General features: G+C 52.3%; 18 protein-coding genes. All 18 read left to right on the plus strand.

The window, feature by feature from the left end; all coding sequences use genetic code 11:
* The first annotated feature begins 5 nt into the window (after positions 1–5).
* The 18 genes from yhbH to Psfp_RS02860 all read left to right on the plus strand — a co-directional run bounded on the left by yhbH (position 6) and on the right by Psfp_RS02860 (position 16,989).
* On the plus strand, positions 6–1,154 hold the full coding sequence (gene yhbH / locus Psfp_RS02775; protein ID WP_134217031.1) for a sporulation protein YhbH: 1,149 nt from the start codon (positions 6–8) through the stop codon (positions 1,152–1,154).
* 250 nt (positions 1,155–1,404) lie between these two features.
* Positions 1,405–2,826, plus strand: coding sequence for a SpoVR family protein (locus Psfp_RS02780; RefSeq protein ID WP_134217032.1), 1,422 nt, complete (start codon positions 1,405–1,407; stop codon positions 2,824–2,826).
* 114 nt (positions 2,827–2,940) lie between these two features.
* Entirely contained in the window at positions 2,941–4,218 is a 1,278-nt protein-coding gene (locus Psfp_RS02785; RefSeq protein WP_134217033.1) for an FAD-dependent oxidoreductase, read from the plus strand.
* Between the two features lie 119 nt (positions 4,219–4,337).
* Positions 4,338–4,928, plus strand: a complete 591-nt coding sequence (locus Psfp_RS02790) for a nucleoside recognition domain-containing protein (protein ID WP_134217034.1) — start codon at positions 4,338–4,340, stop codon at positions 4,926–4,928.
* A gap of 4 nt (positions 4,929–4,932) precedes the next feature.
* Positions 4,933–5,463, plus strand: coding sequence for a nucleoside recognition domain-containing protein (locus Psfp_RS02795; protein ID WP_134217035.1), 531 nt, complete (start codon positions 4,933–4,935; stop codon positions 5,461–5,463).
* A gap of 440 nt (positions 5,464–5,903) precedes the next feature.
* Positions 5,904–6,644, plus strand: a complete 741-nt coding sequence (locus Psfp_RS02800; protein WP_134217036.1) for a pseudouridine synthase — start codon at positions 5,904–5,906, stop codon at positions 6,642–6,644.
* Between the two features lie 126 nt (positions 6,645–6,770).
* A complete protein-coding gene (locus Psfp_RS02805; protein WP_190240416.1) occupies positions 6,771–7,241 on the plus strand; it encodes a hypothetical protein in 471 nt (156 codons plus the stop codon).
* 91 nt (positions 7,242–7,332) lie between these two features.
* Positions 7,333–7,800: a hypothetical protein gene (locus Psfp_RS02810; RefSeq protein ID WP_134217037.1), complete on the plus strand. Its 468-nt coding sequence runs from the start codon at positions 7,333–7,335 to the stop codon at positions 7,798–7,800.
* Between the two features lie 117 nt (positions 7,801–7,917).
* Entirely contained in the window at positions 7,918–8,337 is a 420-nt protein-coding gene (locus Psfp_RS02815; RefSeq protein ID WP_134217038.1) for a HutP family protein, read from the plus strand.
* Between the two features lie 333 nt (positions 8,338–8,670).
* Positions 8,671–10,149, plus strand: coding sequence for an anthranilate synthase component I (trpE, locus tag Psfp_RS02820; RefSeq protein ID WP_134217039.1), 1,479 nt, complete (start codon positions 8,671–8,673; stop codon positions 10,147–10,149).
* On the plus strand, positions 10,133–10,702 hold the full coding sequence (pabA, locus tag Psfp_RS02825; protein ID WP_134217040.1) for an aminodeoxychorismate/anthranilate synthase component II: 570 nt from the start codon (positions 10,133–10,135) through the stop codon (positions 10,700–10,702). The genes trpE and pabA overlap by 17 nt, the downstream gene beginning before the upstream one ends.
* A gap of 119 nt (positions 10,703–10,821) precedes the next feature.
* The gene (trpD, locus tag Psfp_RS02830) at positions 10,822–11,859 is read left to right on the plus strand and encodes an anthranilate phosphoribosyltransferase (RefSeq protein ID WP_134217041.1); all 1,038 of its coding nucleotides are present in this window, start codon (positions 10,822–10,824) and stop codon (positions 11,857–11,859) included.
* On the plus strand, positions 11,856–12,677 hold the full coding sequence (trpC, locus tag Psfp_RS02835) for an indole-3-glycerol phosphate synthase TrpC (RefSeq protein ID WP_134217042.1): 822 nt from the start codon (positions 11,856–11,858) through the stop codon (positions 12,675–12,677). The genes trpD and trpC overlap by 4 nt, the downstream gene beginning before the upstream one ends.
* Positions 12,664–13,299 carry a phosphoribosylanthranilate isomerase gene (locus Psfp_RS02840; protein WP_134217043.1) on the plus strand — a complete coding sequence of 212 codons (636 nt, stop codon included), beginning with the start codon at positions 12,664–12,666 and terminating at the stop codon, positions 13,297–13,299. Before trpC ends, Psfp_RS02840 begins: the two co-directional genes overlap by 14 nt.
* A complete protein-coding gene (gene trpB / locus Psfp_RS02845) occupies positions 13,289–14,494 on the plus strand; it encodes a tryptophan synthase subunit beta (RefSeq protein ID WP_243120441.1) in 1,206 nt (401 codons plus the stop codon). Before Psfp_RS02840 ends, trpB begins: the two co-directional genes overlap by 11 nt.
* Entirely contained in the window at positions 14,491–15,297 is an 807-nt protein-coding gene (gene trpA / locus Psfp_RS02850) for a tryptophan synthase subunit alpha (RefSeq protein ID WP_134217044.1), read from the plus strand. Before trpB ends, trpA begins: the two co-directional genes overlap by 4 nt.
* 340 nt (positions 15,298–15,637) lie before the next feature.
* Positions 15,638–16,654 carry a 3-deoxy-7-phosphoheptulonate synthase gene (aroF, locus tag Psfp_RS02855; protein ID WP_134217045.1) on the plus strand — a complete coding sequence of 339 codons (1,017 nt, stop codon included), beginning with the start codon at positions 15,638–15,640 and terminating at the stop codon, positions 16,652–16,654.
* 23 nt (positions 16,655–16,677) lie between these two features.
* On the plus strand, positions 16,678–16,989 hold the full coding sequence (locus Psfp_RS02860) for a hypothetical protein (protein WP_243120442.1): 312 nt from the start codon (positions 16,678–16,680) through the stop codon (positions 16,987–16,989).
* Positions 16,990–17,062: the final 73 nt, after the last annotated feature.

The raw sequence follows: 17,062 nt of genomic DNA on the forward strand, positions 1-17,062 counted from the left end.
GCGCCATGGCCAAAACTAACTTCATCATCTCCCGGGAGGACTGGTCGCTTCACCGCAAGGGTGAGATTGACCGGCAGCGACACCAGGAAAAGGTACGGGACGCTATAAAAAAGAACCTTGCCGATATTGTCAGTGAAGAGAGTATTATCATGCACGACGGGCGCAAGGTGGTCAAGGTGCCGATACGCTCCCTGGATGAATTTCACTTCCGCTATGACTTCGGCAAGCAGCAGCATGGCGGTCAGGGTGATGGTAACAGCAAGCAAGGGGACGTAATTTATTCCGATCCACAACATGGCCAGGGTAAAGGAAAGGGCGCCGGCGAAGAGCCGGGCGTGGATTACTACGAGGCTGATATTACCGTCGATGAGCTGGCCGAGATGATTTTCGAGGACCTGGGCCTGCCAAACCTGGAGCAGAAGAAAAAACCGGAACTTGCCTCGGAATCGACCGAATTTAAAGATGTCCGTAAAAAAGGTATTGCCAGCAACATCGACCGTAAACGGACGATTATGGAGGTCATCAAGCGCAACGCTTTGCAAGGAAACCCCGGTCTGCACGGCATTACTCCCGAGGACCTGCGCTATAAGACCTGGGAAACAACCTACAAATTTGAATCCAACGCCGTGGTCCTGGCCATGATGGATACCTCGGGGTCGATGGGGCCCTTTGAGAAGTACATCGCCCGCAGCTTTTTCTTCTGGATGGTCCGTTTCCTGCGTACCAAGTACAACAACGTCCAGATAGTTTTCCTGGCCCACCACACCGAAGCCAAGGAAACAACCGAAGAGGAGTTTTTCACCAAGGGGGCCAGTGGCGGCACCCGCTGCTCTTCAGTATATAAGCTGGCTTTAGATGTTATTGAAAAGCGCTATAGCCCTCAAGACTACAATATCTACGGCTTTCATTTTTCCGATGGTGATAACCTGTCTTCAGATAATGAGAACTGTGTCAAGCACATCAATGCGCTGCTGGAGATCTGCAATATGGTGGGCTACGGTGAGATTGAGGGTCCGTACTACTACACCAGTACTCTGCGCAACACGTTCAAAAAGATCCAGAACCCTAAATTTACCTGCGTTACCATTCGCGACAAAAGTGGAGTCTACCCCGCCCTGAAAAAATTCTTCAGCCAGACCCAGGAGCAAAAGTAAGCTCTTGCACGGAACCTACCCTAACGCTAATGAAAACAGCTAATGCGTCCCGAGGTGCGAATACATTCGTACAATGACCCCAAAGGATTACAGCATATACCCACGACCCACGACTCACGACCCACGACCAAATTAGCCTCGGTCTCCCTAAACGGGGGACTTTTTTATAATCCTTGCATCACTACCGTTTCCCGGACAGTGGCAATAAAAAGATTTCTTAGCATATTGTAAAACCAAGGAGTGATGACTGTTGAACCCACAGAAAGAAATGGGCTGCCTGGAAGTGGCCATGGAAAAGATTTCGGCAAAGGCCAGGGAATTTGGTCTTGATTTTTATGACATTTTCTTCGAAATTTGCCCGGCTGATATTATCTATACTTTTGGCGCTTACGGCATGCCCACCCGCTTCTCTCACTGGACCTTCGGCAAGGCCTACCACAAAATGAAGACACAGTACGATTATAATCTGGGCCGTATTTATGAGATGGTAATTAACTCCGATCCTTGCTACGCTTTTTTGCTGGAGGGGAACAGCCTGATCCAGAACAAATTGATCATGGCGCACGTCATTGCCCACTGTGATTTTTTTAAGAACAATATTTATTTCAAAAATACTTCCAGGGCTATGGTCGAATCCATGGCTGCGGCTGCCAACCGCTTCCGGGAATACGAGTTCAAGTATGGCAGAGCCAAAGTAGAGTCTTTTATCGATGCGGCGATTGCAATACAGGAACATGTGGAGCCAAGGCGACTGATCAGGAAAAGCTCAAACCAGGACGAGGCTCCAAAGCATGAATGCCGGCATAAAAAGCCTGAAACGCCTTACGACGATCTCTGGTCCCTGGGTGATAAAGAGATATTTAAATGCGACACTTGCGATCACCCCAGGAAGTTTCCACCTGAACCGGAAAAAGACCTGATGCTTTTCATAACGCAAAACAGCAAGGAACTGGAGGACTGGCAGAGGGATATCATGTCGGTAATCCGTCAGGAAATGCTCTACTTTTGGCCTCAGATGGAGACAAAGATAATGAATGAAGGTTGGGCGTCCTACTGGCATCTCAGGATTATGCGGGAAATTGAACTTGACGAGGCGGAAACAATCGAGTTGGCCAAGATGCACTCAGGCATCGTACAGACCTCCCGCACCCGCCTCAACCCTTACACCCTGGGCTTAAAAATTTTCGAGGACATTGAAAAACGGTGGGAAAACCCTACGGAGGAAGAAAGGGAAAAATATGGCCGTCCGGGCGGGGAAGGGAAGCAGAAAATTTTTGAGGTGAGGGCAATGGAAAATGATATTTCCTTTCTCCGGAATTACCTCACCAAAGAATTGGTCGACGATCTGGACCTGTATTTATTTAAAAAAATGGGTTACGACTGGAAAATCAGCCAGAAGGAGTGGGAAAAGGTCAGGGACGGCCTGGTAATCAATCTTACCAATTGCAGTTTTCCACATATCGTGGTACAGGACGGTGACTTTAACAAGAAGGGTGAGCTCTACCTCAAGCACTACTTTGAGGGGGTTGAACTTGATGTTTTCTACCTGGAAAAGACCCTCCCTCACGTGTATACCCTGTGGGGTAAGACCGTTCACCTGGAAACACGCCTGGACAACAAGCCGGTGCTTTTTTCCTACAATGGTGAAAAGGGATCCAAAAAGTTTTTGTAGAGAAAAATAAAGTGCATATAGATAACAGCATTTATATTTTCAGCCTTAATCTGGTAAAGGCAGAAGCTTTTAGCGCTCCCATTGAATATACTGTTTTTTGGGGAGGGCTTTTTTATGACTGTTGTTATTGTCGGGGGCGGTTGGGCCGGGTGTTCTGCCGCTTATGCCGCAGCTGTGGCCGGAGCTGAAACGGTAATTATTGAAAAAACTGATATGCTCCTGGGCACCGGCCTGGTAGGCGGTATTATGCGCAACAACGGCCGCCTCACGGCTATGGAAGAAATGCGGGAACTCGGCGCCGGGGATTTCCTTAAGCTCATTGAGCAGTCTGCCACCCATCTGAACGTTGATTTCCCGGGGCATCGCCATGCCATGCTGTACGACGTAACCAGAATAGAGCCATCGATCAGAATGGCGCTTCGAACAGCAGGGGTTCGCTTAAAGCTGCAGAAAAGGATGTCCGGTGTTACAAATAACAATGGTTTTATTACCGGGATTGATACGGCCGACGGTGATCACATCGAGGGGGCTGTCTTTATTGACTGTACCGGTACGGCCGGACCGGCACAATACTGCACCCGGTATGGTTCTGGTTGCGCCATGTGCATACTGCGCTGTCCCACCTTCGGACCACGTATTAGCCTTACAGCCAAAGCCGGTATTAGCGAAATAACGGCCGGGGAGGGTTTCCCCCAGTTTGAGGCCATGAGCGGGTCCTGCAAGCTTGAAAAAAAGTCCATATCACCTGTCCTGGTGGCAAAGCTGGAGCAAACTGGGGTGCTGATCATTCCCCTTCCTGAAACCCTCCGCGCCAAAGCCAGGCTGGACCGCAAGGCCTGTCAGCAGTACTCCCTGCCTGAGTTTGCGGATAACCTGGTGTTCCTTGACACCGGCCACGCCAAGTTAATGGCCTCTTATTTTCCGCTGGAAATACTCCGCACCCTGGAAGGCTTAGAGGATGCCCGCTATGCCGATCCCTATTCAGGCGGGATGGGAAATTCAGTCCGTTTTATGGCGATGGCGCCATGCGATGACAGCCTTGCTGTTTCAGGCTCGCTAAACCTGTTTTGCGCCGGGGAGAAGACAGGCCTATTGGTTGGTCATACTGAGGCTATCGTAACCGGCTTTCTGGCCGGCCACAATGCGGTAAGGATGCTGGCCGGGCGCGAACTGCTCGTGCTGCCGTCCGAACTGGCCTGCGGCGATATTATTTCCTTTATGCACAGGGAAATGAAAACCTCTAAAGGGATGAGCAAGAAATATACTTTTTCCGGTTCAGTATACTTCCAGAGGATGCAGGAGCGGGGACTCTATACTACCGACATGGCGCAAATCCGTGAACGGGTCGGCAAAACCGGGCTGGCAGGGAGCTTCAATCGCAGGATCATGTGATTATTTTTAAAGACACCCTTAGCGTTATTTCCGTGATAGTAAAAATTACCATTATTTGTACTATTTGTCCGCTCCGACTCATAAAGTATCAGAGGACAAGCTTTAGTGGGGGTGTGGAAGTGGTCAACTTTGTCTGGCTGGCGATGGTTGTGTTCGGCATTGTTGTGGCCGGGATCAACGGAAATATCGAGGTTGTAACGAAGGCTGCCTTTGACGGCGCTAATAATGCGGTAAAAATATCCATCAGCCTGATTGCTATTATCACCTTCTGGCTCGGTATCATGAAGCTGGCCGAAGAGGCTGGACTGGTACGCGCGCTGGCGTGGCTGGTGCGCCCGGTAATGCGTTTTCTTTTCCCCAGTGTGCCCAGGGAACACCCGGCCATGGGCGCTATTGTTATGAACCTCAGCGCCAATATCCTGGGACTGGGGAACGCTGCAACACCCATGGGACTGATTGCCATGCGGGAACTACAGACACTGAACCACTCCAAAGACACTGCTTCGGACTCCATGTGTACCTTTCTTGCTCTTAATACCTCCTGTGTCACCCTGATCCCGACCACTATTATCGGTATCCGCCTGCTATACGGTTCCAGCGACCCCACTGATATCGTAGGGCCAACCATCATAGCGACCGCCTTCAGCATGTTGGTAGCTATATTGGTGGACCGGCTGCTAAGGTTGTTTTATTCGGGCAAAAGGAGGTAAGGTGTTGTTTGAGTTTATTTCGGAGCTGTCCCGCTGGGCCATACCGGTTATTCTACTGGTGGTTCCCCTGGTGGCGGTGCTTCGTGGGGTCAAGGTCTACGAAACATTTGTGGAAGGGGCCGAGGCTGGTTTTGCAACCGCTGTTAAAACCATTCCCTACCTGGTGGCTATGATGGTCGCCATCAGTATTTTCCGGGCTTCTGGAGCAATGGAAGTGCTGGTCGCGTCTCTCTCGCCCTTGCTTGGCTTTGTCGGTCTGCCGGCGGAGGTCTTGCCCCACGCGATCATGCGTCCTCTCTCCGGTGGAGCCGCCCTTGGCATTGCCTCGGATATTGTCAAAACCTACGGCCCGGACAGCTTCCTGGGGCGGCTGGTCTCCACCATGCAGGGCAGCTGCGATACTACCTTCTACGTCCTCACATTATATTTTGGATCGGTTGGTATCAGAAAATATCGTTACTCGGTGCTCCTGGGACTGGTAGCGGACTTTACCACCCTGGTTGCCTCGGTTTTTATCGTCAGTACCTTGTTTTGAGGATATAAAATTGATTACAGTACTGTTTAATCCGGAGACTCACAGCTCCGGTATTTTTTTGCGGCAAAGTTTACTTGGTTCCCTCCCCGATGGTCTCAATTTTCGTAACCTCTACGTATAAGAGAGTGTTTCTCGAAAAAGCGGCCCATTGTTTTTATTTGACAACAGAGTTTGGTTCTGATTAAATTTTCTTAGGGTCGGTTTTGTCCGCAGTGTGCAGCAAAAGGCTTCAGTATAAAACAGCGAGACTTTAAAAGATATTTTTATGATCCGTGGCGCCGCTGGCGGCATGGGCAACTATCCCCGAAAATGCGGCTGCGAATTCATTTACACATGCCCAGGAGAAATGCAGTCCACAGATTACCCATAATGATATTATTGGGTATAATTAAGTAAAGGGGCACAATCGTTAAAATACATGGAATACGGTCAGGTGGTATATGGAACGCATACAAAAAGTGATGGCGCGTGCCGGGGTTGCCTCCAGGCGGCACTGCGAGGCTATGATTGCAGCCGGGATGGTAAAAATCAATGGCCGGGTCGTAACCGAACCGGGTACCAAGGTTGACCCGGACAAGGATAAAATCCAGGTAGGCGGCGAGACCCTGCGTCTGTCGTCACAAAAATATTATCTCTTGATGTACAAGCCTCGCGGGTATATCACAACCATGAGCGATGAGAAAGGCCGCAAACAGGTAACCGACTTGCTTAAAGGAATCACTGCCAGGGTTTATCCCGTCGGCAGGCTGGACTACGATAGTGAAGGCCTGCTCTTGATGACCAATGATGGAGAACTTACTTTCGCGCTGACTCATCCCAGTCACCTCGTCCCGAAGACCTACCTGGTGCGGGTAGAAGGCGTTCCTGCCAAGGAACAGTTGGAACAGATGTCCGCAGGACTCAACCTGGAGGACGGCCTGACCGCGCCCGCCAAAGTCAGGCTGGTTGGCCAGCATGACGGTAACGCGCTGGTGGAGGTGACCATCCGGGAAGGCCGCAATCGCCAGATCAGGCGCATGTTTGATCATATTGGGTACCGGGTGTTACGGTTAAAACGGAGCAAGCTTGGAAACCTCGGCCTGGAGACAATGCGACCGGGGGAGTACCGGCACCTGAGTGAGCTGGAAGTGAAGCAGTTGAAAGCGCTGGCCGGGTTGAAGCCTGGCACAGGCAAGCAGTAAATTAACCTGTTGAAGTACTTGTCCTTGTGTAGAGAATGGCACAATCTGGCAATAGCGCGCAGGAATTTTTAATTTAGGGTTGAATTACCTTTAGCAGGGTAATCCCCTTTGACGGGAGGGTTTTTTTTGCCTAAACCATTAAGTGAGGACAACAACCTTCTTGATAGGAATGGCGTACTGTTTAAGGTCCGTCTTGATTTCAAGTCAAATGGCAAGCCGGGACGGCTGCTTTTTGGAGGAAAGCCTTCTGAAAAAGCAGCGGAGGAGGTCAGGGAGCAACAGGTTGCTGTTTTCCGGAACATTCCCCTGCAGGGTATTCAGATTATCGATATAGACGTAAGCACTGATGTTTACTCTGTTTATGACGAAATAGCCAATACATATGCTGCCTACGCCCCCCTGGTAATGACGATTAAGGCTGATAACCTGGAGAATATTGTCCGGTTCATAACCAGAGAGGATTTTAGAAAAATTGAAATACTGGATCCTGCGTCTATCAATCTCAGTCATTCCGACCTGGAGAGGCTTTTGTTCAGAGTGCATGAGGAAATGAGAGAATACAGGTTGCGCCTGGAAAAAAAGTATAACTTAAAATAAGTTTTTATGCTGGTTGAAACGCCTGTCAGTGTATTTTCTTCCAGGTGAGTTCATAGACTTTACTGGGTGAAAATTGGGCGGGGGTGTATTGATGAAAACAGGGATGCGCAGGCCGGGCCGGGATAGGCTGGAACGGGCTCTAATCCGGTTGGTGGTAGTTATAGCCGCGATAATAATGTTGGTACAGTCGCTTAGAGCGGGTGATCCCCTGCCGGAGGACGCTGTGCCGGTTGCCTCGCTTGAACGGACCCACCCCCCTCTTACAGCCGGCTTGTTGCAGGAACCTGTGGTTACCTTTCAGCTAAAAAATTATTCCACACTGCCATTGGCCAGGATACTGGTTAACGGTGAATCCCGTGGGGAATTCCGTGATCGGTACGTTACAGTTTTTGTCCAGGAAGGTGACCTGATTGAAGTGGATGGTTCCCGTTACAGCAGGCCTCTCGATATAGAGGTCTTGGACGTGTCAAAGGAAGTGCTGGTTCCATCCGCAGGCGACCATTTACGTGTTGAAGGTGGTATATCCTGCCTGGCCCGGGTGCGGCTGGGGAACAGATAGAGCCTTGTTGCTTTTTAAAAATCCCTCCAGTATAATGTTGCCAGGGGTATAATAATATTGGCTGTAACACTCCCTTTAAGGAGTGTATTTTAATGTATGCGGGAGGAGATGCCGTTTATGGCCCTTTACGGAAGCAGGAAAGTAGCGCGAGTGGCAATTGAAATGGCGTTAACCGAGAGCAGGGAAGAAGAAAAGACATTAAAGCAGCGCTTTGCCATGGAAGGGATTAAGACGGCCGCCGTTGATTATGGTGGAGATTTTATTGCTTCGGTAAACAAAATGATTGAGCGCGCTGTAGTTGCGGCAAAGCGGGAAGGCGTGATCAAGGAAGTGCACGCCGACGAAGGCGCCATTGCCGGGGCTGCCCACGAAGCTATCACGCAAATTATGACAAAGTCCATTGGTTTTAACGTTGGGGGAAAAATCGGGATAGCCAGGCAGGGTGACCATATCAGTGTAGCCGTATTCTTTGGTGTTGGCCTCCTGCATATGGATGATGTAGCTATCGGTTTGGGCCACAGGGCAGTACAATCTTAATGGTGGTAGACTATGGCTAACCTGGAATGTTATTTCCAGGGTGGTCTGTTGAAAATGATGCTTGACGTTCCCTTGTCCATCATGTTAATATTTGCATTAAGTTTAAGTAGGTAGTTAGAGCAGTAAGTTTAGAGCAGAGTAAAGTTGAGAAGTTTTGAGCTTAGCTGAGATGAGAGTTCGGTTGCTGGAATTGGAATTCCGCCGGCACTCGTTTGAGTGCCGGTTTTTGCTTTTTTGGGGTAATTACCCATACGATTATAGTCCCGAACCATAGGCCGCTTGTTAGCACACAGGTCAGCAGAGGTAATGTGTTCTTTTAAGGAGGTAAAGCCCTTGAGTTCACCGGGCAAAGGAGAATACCTGTCATTAAGTAAGCGCTACGATCTGATTCCGGTCAGTCAAGTAATCAACGCCGATTTGGACACACCTATCAGTGTCTACAAAAAAGTATCACCACAAGGCCCGGCCTACCTCCTGGAAAGCGTCGAAGGTGGAGAGAACCTGGCCCGGCACTCCTTTATCGGCTGTGACCCTTTTTTACTCTTTTCCTCCCGTGGAGAAACATCGTTTATTACCGCAGCAGGGCAGCAGGAAGCCTTACAGGGCTCCCCGCTGGAAAATTTGGCCCGGATTATTTCCAAGTACCGGGTTTACCCGGCGCCCGGACTGCCCCGTTTTTCCGGAGGCGCGGTGGGTTATCTCAGCTATGACGCAGTCCGTTTTATGGAAAGAGTCAATTTGCCTCGCTGTGGGGCGCCGGATCTGCCGGACTGCAGCTTTATCTTCGCTGGTACGGTGTTGATTTTTGACCACGTCAGCAGGTCCTTGACCATCGTTATTAACAGCCGGCCCGGCAATTGCCCTGATCATGCCTACGACGAGGCTGAACGGCGGATTGCGGAAGTGGCCAGGGCAATTTGTGGCAGACTGGCCGCAAAGGATGGGGCTGGCAAACCTTCCGCCGGTTTTGGTCCGGTCGAGTCCAATATTACAGCTGCAGAGTTTAAGGCTGGTGTGGCGCGGGCCAAAGAGTACATAAAGGCGGGGGATGTTCTGCAGGTGGTACTGTCGCGAAGACTTAGCATGCCTTTTCATGGTGATTCATTTAAAGTCTACCGTAGATTGCGGTCTCTGAATCCCTCTCCGTACCTGTATTATCTGGATTTTGGCGACGCCAAGATAATCGGGTCTTCACCTGAGATGCTGGTACGGCTGGATGGCGGTACGGTGGAGACCTGTCCAATTGCCGGCACCCGTCCGCGCGGGGATGGGCCTGAGGCCGACCAGCGCCTGGCCAAAGACCTTCTGGAAGACGCCAAAGAAAGGGCCGAGCACCTGATGCTGGTAGACCTGGGCCGCAATGACCTGGGCAAAGTGTCTGAAACAGGCAGTGTAAGAGTGTCCCGTTTGATGGAAGTAGAAAAATTTTCGCATGTGATGCACCTGGTATCCCATGTCACGGGCCGTATAGCTCCAGGCTTAAATGTCTTTGACGCACTCAAAGCATGTTTCCCCGCCGGCACGGTCACTGGAGCCCCCAAGGTGCGGGCTATGGAAATAATTTCCGAGCTGGAGCCGGAGGCGCGGGGAATATATGCCGGAGCAATCGGCTATTTCGGTTTTTCAGGCAACCTGGATACGGCCATTGCCATAAGGACGGTAGTTATCCATAATGGCTGCGCCTATGTTCAGGCCGGAGCCGGGATTGTCGCCGATTCCGACCCCGAAATGGAATACCGGGAAACCCAAAACAAAGCTATGGCGCTGATTAAAACACTGGAGGAGGTCGGACAGTGTGGTGCTGATGATTGACAATTATGATTCATTTACTTACAACCTGGTCCAGTATCTGGGTGAGCTGGGCCAGGAGGTCCGGGTGTACCGCAATGACACGATTACCTGCGAAGAAATTGAGGAACTCAAACCGCAGCACCTGGTAATATCCCCCGGTCCCTGCACTCCAAACGAGGCGGGTGTATCCATGGAGGTAATCAGGCGCTTTGCAGGCGTAGTACCCATCCTGGGTGTTTGTCTCGGGCACCAGGCCATTGGGCAGTGCTTCGGCGGCAGGGTAGTGCGGTCGGAGAGATTGATGCACGGTAAGACCTCCCCGATTCACCACGACGGCCGGACAATTTTCCGCCAGATTCCAAAGCCGTTTACCGCCACCCGCTATCATTCGCTCCTGGTCGAGCGGGAAAGCATCCCCGATTGCCTGGAGATAACAGCTTATACCATGGAAGGCGAGGTGATGGGTCTCCGGCACCGCAGCTGTACGGTGGAGGGAGTGCAGTTCCACCCGGAATCTATACTTAGCGAGCACGGCCACCGCCTGCTGCAGAACTTCCTGGCACTAGCCTATTAACGGATTTTGTTTAGCTCAGGAAGCAGGGGGACGGTTCTTTTGCTTCCTACGACCCCATAGGAATGCAGGATATACCCACGTCCCACGACCATTAGCATAGCTGAGAGGAGGTAAGCTGAGTGATTAAAGAAGCAATTAGAAAGGTCGTTTGCGGTCAGCACCTTACAGAAGGAGAGGCTGCCGCAGTTATGGAGAAAATTATGGCGGGGGAAACGAGCTCCGCGCAGATCGCCTCATTGCTGACGGCGATGAGCCTGAAGGGTGAGACTGTGGAGGAAATTACCGGTTTTGCACGGGTGATGAGGCAGAAAGCAGAGCCGGTCAAATCGGACTACCCGGTCCTGGTTGACACCTGCGGAACCGGGGGAGACGGTTCAGGGACCTTCAATATTTCCACCACTGCTGCCTTTGTGGTGGCGGGAGCCGGCTTACCCGTCGCCAAGCATGGAAACCGGTCTGTTTCAAGCCGCAGTGGCAGCGCTGACGCACTGGAGGAACTTGGGGTAAGGGTTGACCTCGCACGGGAAGCTGTGGAGGCCTGCCTGCGTGAGGTTGGCATAGCCTTTCTGTTTGCGCCGTCCCTGCACCACTCTATGAAATACGCCGCAGGCCCGCGCCGTGAGATCGGTATCCGCACCGTCTTTAATATTCTGGGGCCCCTCACCAACCCGGCCGGGGCCGGGGCGCAGGTTTTGGGTGTCTACAACCCGCCGCTTGCGGAGACGCTGGCCAGAGTGCTGGCCAGGCTCGGCTCGGTCCGGGCCTTCGTGGTGCACGGGGCAGGAGGTCTTGACGAGGTTTCCCTGGCCGGTCCTTCCGTCCTCTGTGAAGTTAAAGAAGGTTCTGTCCGTAAGGGCACCCTGGACCCGGCACGCTTTGGTTTTAAATACGCGCCTGTTTCCGCCCTGGCGGGGGGGACACCAAGTGAGAACGCCATGGTTACCCTGTCCATCCTGGAAGGGGAGAAAGGGCCGCGTCGTGATGTAGTCCTCATTAATGCCGCCCTGGGGTTAGTTGCCGGGGGAGCTGCCGGTGGTATTGCAGAAGCCCTGAAAATGGCTGCCTGCAGCATCGATAGCGGCGCTGCCCTGGGTAAACTCCAGAAACTGGTCGATTTTACCCGGCGCTGTGCGCCTTCCCAGGCGGTGGTTCAATGATCCTTGAGCAGATTGTAGCTCATAAGAAAAAGGAACTGGTTGAACGCAAACAGGTCATGCCCCTCGCCTTCTTGGAGACCCGGCTGCCGGATAGTCCACCTGCTCGTAATTTTACCGCCGCACTGCGCCGGCCTGGCCGGGTGGCCATTATCGCTGAGGCCAAAAAAGCCTCACCATCCAAAGGGATTTTACGTCAATCCTATAATCCTGTGGAGCTTGCGGTTCAATACCAGGGAGCCGGCGCAGCCGCGGTATCGATACTGACCGAGGAAAAATTCTTCCTCGGTCACCCTTCCCACCTGGCCATGGTACGAGAGGCGGTCCACCTGCCGCTCCTGCGCAAGGACTTTATCATCGACCCCTACCAGATTTATGAATCCTTAATTTTAGGGGCCGATGCAGTGCTTCTGATTGCTTCTATCCTTACGGATGAAGAACTGGCTCAATTAAAAGCACTTGCCGAAGGAATGGGCATGTCCTGCCTGGTGGAAGTTCACACGGAAGAGGAACTGGACCGCGCTCTTGCCGCGGGAGCTGAAATGATTGGTATCAATAACCGTGACTTGAAAATTTTTAAAACCGACCTGACCCATACCTTCAGGCTGGCGGAGTTGATTGACAGGGAAAATATCACGGTTGTGTCGGAGAGCGGGATAAAGGACCATAACGATATCCTGCGGCTTTTGGAGTCGGGCATACACGCAGCCCTGGTGGGTGAAGCCCTGTCGGCTAACCCTTTCCCAGGCCGCGCTTTATTAAAACTGGCCGGACCCGGCTTAAGGAAAAATACAGGTGAGCAAGATTATGAAAACAATTAACCCGGTTAGAATTAAAATATGCGGCATTAAAGATTTGGCTGGAGCAATGGCAGCGGTAGACGCCGGGGCTGACGCTTTAGGCTTTGTCTTTGCACCGGGACCACGTCAGGTGCCAAGGGAAGTAGTCCGGGATATCTGTACCCAGCTGCCGCCCTTTATAGCCAGGGTGGGGGTTTTTGTCAACGCCCCAGTTGCCCTGGCCGAAGAAACAGCGGCTTACTGTGGACTGGATACCCTGCAGTTGCACGGGGAAGAGACGCCGAAGTATTGCCGTTCTCTTAAATACAAGATTATTAAGGCCTTCCGGGTACGGAACACCAATACCCTGGATCTGGTCAAGGACTATGACGTTGAGGCTATCCTTCTCGACACCTACGTCCCGGGCGCAGCAGGGGGGACGGGCCGCTGCTTCGATTGGAATATAGCCAGGGAACTGGCGGCGGCAAGACGGGTCATCCTGGCCGGGGGCTTGAGGCCGGATAATGTGAGGATGGCCGTGGAAACCACCAGACCTTACGCCGTGGACGTTTCAAGCGGGGTGGAAAGCGGCGGGCAAAAAGATCCCGAAAAAATCAGGCTGTTTATTCAGGCAGCCAAGGGGGGTGTTGGATTTGAGCAATAAAAAAGCAGCTCTGCCGGACAATAGAGGTTACTTTGGGCTATATGGCGGGCGCTTTGTGCCGGAAACACTGATGCCTGCCCTGGAGGAACTGGAGCAGGCTTATCGGAGGGCACAGGAAGATCCGGATTTTCACCGTGAACTGGAATTGTACCTAAAAAATTATGTAGGCAGGCCTTCTCCCCTTTACCAGGCCGCCGGGCTGACAAAGCACTGCAGGGGAGCTGCTATTTACCTTAAAAGAGAGGATCTAAACCATACCGGCGCCCACAAAATAAATAATACCATCGGGCAAATACTCCTGGCGCGCCGCATGGGAAAAAGGAGGGTTATCGCCGAGACGGGGGCAGGCCAGCATGGTGTGGCCACTGCAACCGCAGCAGCTCTGTTCGGATTGGACTGTGCTGTTTACATGGGCGAGGAGGACATCAGGCGGCAGAGCCCCAACGTTTACCGTATGCAGCTTTTGGGCGCCAAGGTGATCCCTGTCGCAAGCGGCAGCAGGACCCTGAAGGACGCTATGAATGAAGCCATCCGGGACTGGGTGACCAACGTGGAAGATACCTACTATCTGATTGGGTCGGTGGCCGGTCCGCATCCTTACCCGGCCATGGTCCGGGATTTCCAGTCGGTAATCGGCGACGAGGCCGGCAAGCAAGCCATGGAACAGGCCGGCCGGCTGCCCGATTACGTGGTGGCCTGTGTAGGTGGAGGGAGCAACGCTATGGGAATTTTCCATGCCTTTCTAGATCAACCGCAGGTCAAGCTGGTTGGGGTTGAGGCGGCAGGGAGAGGACTGGCAACCGGAGAACATGCCGCTACCTTAAGCTGTGGCAGCCCCGGCGTGCTGCACGGGACACTGAGTTATGTTTTGCAGGATGATAACGGCCAGATTAAGTGCGCCCATTCGATATCGGCCGGGCTGGACTATCCCGGGGTGGGACCGGAACACGCCTATTTAAAAGACAGCGGCCGGGTAAGGTATACTTCCGTGACGGATGCTGAAGCGCTGTCTGCTTTTCATCTGCTCTGTCACACCGAAGGTATTATACCGGCTTTGGAAAGCGCGCATGCCCTGGCCGAGGCAGTGCGGCTGGCGCCTTCTCTCTCTCCGGAAAAAATAATCATGGTAAACCTGTCAGGGCGAGGCGACAAGGACATCCCAGCCGTGGCGGGCGCCCAGGGGGTGACGGTGTGAGTGCGCAAGGTCTAATTACGGACTGCCTTGAAAAGCTCCGGTCTAAGGGGAGAAAAGGATTAATCGCCTATATCACCGCGGGCGACCTAAACCTAGCAGCTACAGTTGAGATAGCACGGCAAATGTTTGCGAATGGTGCCGATGTTATTGAGCTCGGGATACCTTTCTCCGATCCCCTGGCTGATGGCCCGGTCATCCAGCAGGCTTCCTGCCGGGCCCTGGCTGCAGGTGTAGACTTAAGCGGCATCCTGCATGCTGTAGAGAATATAAGGAGGGATTGCCCCCAACCAATCATCCTGATGGGGTACTACAACCCTCTCTACCAGTACGGGATCCGGCAGTTTGCCGGGGATGCCGCTGCGGCAGGAGTCAACGGGTTAATCGTACCCGACCTGCCTTTTGAGGAATCAGCTCCACTGCGGGAAGCTGCCCTGGAGGCCGGCCTGGACCTGATTCCCCTGGTGGCGCCTACCACCACCGACGGCCGTTTGCATAAAATCACAAAAGCTGCGACAGGTTTTATCTACTGTGTTTCAGTAGCAGGTGTTACCGGCGCCAGAGCAGAAATAAAAACCGACCTGGCCGCCTTTACTGCAAGGGTCAGGTGTCATACCAACCTGCCTCTGGCCGTAGGTTTCGGGATCGCCGGCCCGGAACAGGCGGCCAGAGCGGCGGTTCACTGCGATGCTGTGGTTATTGGAAGCGCTATTGTGAAGGCTATTGCGGAGAGCGGAATGGTATCACCTGCTGTATGTGCTGCCGGCCTGGTTGAGAGGCTCAGGTTCGCATTGGATACGATTTAAGAACATTGCCATTTATTGCCCGGTATGCTAATATTATTTAAATTTGTAGAACTATTTATCGTGGAATCAGAGTAATATGTTATACTGACAGAGGATGGTAAAGTTGTCCATACTTTATGTGGATGTGATTCCAATCGCAGAAAACTGCGATGCAGTTTTATATATATTGAATTTCTTCTCCCACATTTATCGGGCATGGGTGTTTGCTGGACTCTCATTTTCAGTGTGGGCGATAAGGTGGCCTTATGGCCGGGCACAGCACTCCATGTGGAGTGCTCTTGACGTAAATGGGAATTATAATTATTTAATCTGTCTTTACGGGAGGTAAGGGGGTTAAAAAATGATTGTGGTCATGAGACATAAAGCTACGGATGATGAGATAGAAGCCGTTGTGCTCCGTCTGGAAAAGATTGGCTTCCAGATTCACCTTTCCCGTGGAGTTGAGCGTACCATCATCGGCGCTATTGGGGATAAAATAAGCCTGGGTGACGTTAGCCTGGAAGCGATGCCTTCTGTTGAGAGGGTTGTCCCTATTCTTCAACCCTACAAGCTTGCCAGCCGGACCTTTCAGGAGGAAGATACCGTAATCAGGGTCGGCGGCCTGGAAATCGGAGGGGACACCATTCATATGATAGCCGGTCCCTGTGCTGTGGAAAGCAGGGAACAGCTCATGGAGGCGGCAAGCATCGCACGCAGTTGCGGCGTCACAATGTTGCGGGGTGGGGCTTTCAAGCCCAGGACTTCCCCGTATTCCTTTCAGGGTTTGGAGGAAGAGGGCTTAAGGTTATTGGCCGAGGCCAGGGAGGCCACCGGCCTCCTGATCGTAACCGAGGTCATGGACGCCAAGACGCTCCCTTTGGTCGCTGAATATGCCGATATATTACAGATAGGCGCCCGCAATATGCAGAATTTTTTCCTGCTGCGGGAAGTAGCCAAGGTAGATAAACCCGTAGTGCTGAAGAGGGGGCCCTCCGCTACCATCGAAGAATGGTTGATGGCGGCTGAGTATATCATGGTCGGCGGCAACTACAACGTGATTTTATGCGAGCGCGGTATCCGCAGCTTTGAGAGTTATACCAGGAATACGCTTGACCTCACCGCTGTCCCGGTGGTCAAGCACCTTTCCCATCTCCCGGTAATAGTTGATCCCAGTCATGCTATCGGCAAATGGCGCTATATCCCTGCCATGTCTATGGCTGCAATAGCCGCGGGCGCCGATGGGCTGATGATAGAAATGCACCCCAACCCGGCCGAAGCTCTATGTGACGGGCAGCAGTCACTGACCCCCAATAATTTTATTAACGTAATGTCCGACTTGAAGAAAATCGCCGGGGTCATGGGAAGGAAAATGCCTTGATCTTATTGTGAAGCATTGGGGTATTGATTCCCCGCCTCATTTACGAGGTGCCGGTCCAGGCTGGAGCCGCCGCGCTGGCTGCAGGAACAACAGAAATCCGGGTTGCTGCGGAACTGAAAGTTAAAGAAAGCAACCGTATCTCAACTGTTGCCGGATTGCTGCCCGGCTTTGGAGCTAAGGTGGAGGAACTGCCGGACGGCCTGCTGGCTGAGGGAACAACATTGGTACGTGACGCTGAATGCATTAAAGTATCCTTTCCTGAATTTGAGGATGTACTTAAAAAATTGCTGGTCGAGCAGGAAGGTGGTCCCTCGTTACTTCGTCTGGGCAAGTGAACCTCCCCCGCTTGTAGAAGTGGGGGCTTCAGGGAGCTTACCGGTAAGAATTTCTGGCAGCAACCTGTTCAGG

Origin of the sequence: Pelotomaculum sp. FP (assembly GCF_004369245.1) — a bacterium.
In the GTDB taxonomy this organism is placed as follows: domain Bacteria; phylum Bacillota; class Desulfotomaculia; order Desulfotomaculales; family Pelotomaculaceae; genus Pelotomaculum_C; species Pelotomaculum_C schinkii.